Below are 2,989 nucleotides of genomic sequence, written 5' to 3' on the forward strand. Positions count from 1 at the left end.
GTGGTAAATTCGGAAATCTTTAAATGAAAACCACGGAGTACTATTAGAGTACTTTATTTGCTCAAACTGAATACTGTCTTGGTAAGTAAGCTGGAATATACGCCGTTGATCATCTTCTGTAGCTTCAGCACCAAACACAATACCTTGCAAAGCATTTTCAAATTTTAAAAATTGATTATCAGGCGAGTCGATAAGCATCATATACCTGTACTCATCTTCGTCTTGCCAATCCATTGATTTTTCAAATATTAGTTCGTTGTTATATGTATAAATATGAGATCTTACGTATTCAGCAACCCCCATTTTCTTGATTAAAGGATAATGTAAAGTAAATGGGCTTCTGGTAATGTCACCTTTAAGCATTCTATTAACGTATTTAATATCTGACGCATACCCTTCGCTAATGTCTCCAAATTGTTCAACCCAAAGCTTCTCTATTCGTTGCTTATTAAACACCAAGCAAACACCTTTGTGATTATCTCCATATTGAGCCCACATTCTAGGTTTAGCAAAGCCTCTTAAATATATATCATTAAAGAAATCATCACCTAACCCTTTCTTATCCTTGCTAAAACAGAGCACTTTGCATTTAAGTTTAATTTCTTCTGATATCGTATCCCAAAGCTCCATTGACTCTTCATGTGTAGGGGAACTTCCTTTTTCAACATGAAAATCAAACTTCCAGTTCTTAAATTCTTTAGGGTCATTTGTTCCCCTCAAAGAGTTAAACATAAGTGTTTTGTCTTTAAGAATAAAATCAACAAGTTTATCTGCACTTGTGTAGTGATATAAGTACTTATCATCTTCATTTAAATGCTGAAACATAAACTAACCTCTCGGATAACACTGACACATAACGCTTAAATAACGGGCGCCGTAGGCGTCCGGTGGATTTTCTTGTTAGCACTCTTCTGGGGATTTCTCCCAGTACGGTGAATTTGTATCCATTATCGTCCGAGATAATTTTGCACTACTGTGATCACGCACTATTTGGTAAAAGTGCGTCATTTTTTCATGATACTTGAGCAAGTGACTTACGGCGCTTTTAGTTTCAACTGAAGTCTTAAGACCAAATGTGATACTTGTTATAGCATCAATATTTAGGCTAAAAATCTTACCACCATTTTCAGGTAACAAGTAACGCCACTCTTCCTCGTACTTCCAATTTTTGGATTTGATGCAAAGAGTTTCAAAGAACAACGATAATGCAGCATCATTTGAGTGCCACATACCGCATGCGGCGTACAATAAGTATGCGTTTCTGGTAATTTCATTCTCTTCTTTATAGTCGACTTCGTGCAACCAATCACTGACCATTGAAGATGACTTTGGAAATAGCTTTTCAGGGCAATAACCAATGCAAATACCCGAGTGGTTATCAGCGTAGTGCGACCACATCAAAGTATTAGCTGGATTTGATGATAATGAGAGTATTCCAACTGTTTCTGCTTTGTTATTCCAGTAATCAGCCACAAAAGCAGCTTTTTGTTTTAGGTGAGAGTTTGGCCTATCTTCCTCAAATAAATCATCAAAACTATCGTAATCAATATGCTTTCCAGTTTTGTTTTTATACCAAACCTGAAACCTACCAAAGCTTTCAATAAACTCGGCTTTACTCACACCATTTACTTGAATTTTAAGCTGAGAGTCAAACGGGTCATTAAGCTGAATAGGTTTTGGGACCCAAAGAGCTTTGCTGAGGAGGCTTAGGATTGTGTATTTTTCAAAGTCTCGATATTTGAATAACTCTTTAGGTATCATTGTGCCTCGATATTTACTCTGAGTGCTAACGCCGCAAACAACTGCGTAGCAAGCTGGCGCGTCTTTTTGCGCAGCACAAAGCGTGACAGTTTGCGGAGTCAGATTGCTTTGCCTTGTTAAGTGCAACTAAATTTTTCATGGGAAATATGCTAACACTTGCGTGGCGAAAAGACCAAAGATAGACGCCAGAACTGCCCTATGGATAGTGTTAGATGAGCAACGATGAATGGCGAAATGGTTGGCTAGGGGAAATGACAAACGATGAGAATACGAAACTATGGAAGATGCACAAATTAAGAAGCCAAAACTTGATGTAAAAGCAGAAGCTTTAAAGAAGGCTTTGTACGAAAAATGCGCAGATTAATTAAAGGACTGAATTTAAATAAGAGCATTTGATATATCAGGGCTGACCGCCCTATCGAAATACACTAACAAATGCCTGATGCAGCCACTTAACATTTTAATATACGGCTTGCGCGTTTTGCCAAACCATTCTGGGAAAGCGTGCACTGAATGTAACCTTGAAAACCCTTTTAAAGCAACCAATTACTAATAAAAGTGAATAATTGTATCCAATACTCTTTCTGACAAAAGTTAGTTGCACACTTTGCTTTCCGGTTATCTCAACATTTCAAGAACGCACACTTACATCTTACTGAAATTACGCCTCTTTTTCTTTTCACTCAATAGCAAACCGTGAACTTACTTGACAAAATTTAGAGATTAACCGCAAAAAACCGATACTACTGTATAAAAGTACAATAATTGGTTAACTAAAAGGTTCTCGCTAGACGGAACCCATACCTTTCCGACTGATGAGAAAAAGTATTACAAAGAGGTCAGTGCTGCATAGGACAAATTACTGGAGATAACACACTTTGGGGCAAAAGTGGCTTAGAGTGATCACTTTAATCTGAATCAACAGGGGGATTAAACTCGATTTAATGATGATTTAATTCCATCTTGATACCTAAGCCTATTTTTAAATTTGAACGCTAATAGGGCTTGTGACAAGCAAGAAGTTCACTCTATGTATCATTTCAAAAACTCCTCTCATACGCAGCTAGATTGTTTTGCCAGGAAATATTTTAGATGAGATAGCTCTCATTTGCCAAACCTCGCGACGCGCTACAGTTGTTTAAGTATTTGAAAGAGGTTTTTAATATTAGAAAGGAAGAGTTTTCGCAGTTTTCTCACGCATCAACAATAGTTTTCGCGCGCGGCATCA

The 2,989-nt window shown here is 37.4% G+C and carries 2 protein-coding genes; both read right to left on the reverse strand.

Going from position 1 to position 2,989, the window contains the following annotated elements; genetic code table 11:
- Positions 1–825, reverse strand: an 825-nt coding sequence (locus tag CXF86_RS19875; RefSeq protein WP_102039868.1) for a DUF2971 domain-containing protein, incomplete at its 3' end; no start/stop codon positions are given.
- Positions 826–900: 75 nt separating this feature from the next.
- Complete coding sequence (locus CXF86_RS19880; RefSeq protein ID WP_145992403.1) at positions 901–1,761, reverse strand: DUF2971 domain-containing protein; 861 nt, start codon at positions 1,759–1,761, stop codon at positions 901–903.
- Positions 1,762–2,989: the final 1,228 nt, after the last annotated feature.

Source organism: Shewanella sp. GutCb (assembly GCF_002836135.1).
In the GTDB taxonomy this organism is placed as follows: Bacteria; Pseudomonadota; Gammaproteobacteria; order Enterobacterales; family Shewanellaceae; genus Shewanella.

Coding starts and splice junctions, on each gene's coding strand:
- CXF86_RS19880 (WP_145992403.1), bottom strand. CDS start 1,761: ATGATACCTAAAGAGTTATTCAAATATCGAGACTTTGAAAAATACACA.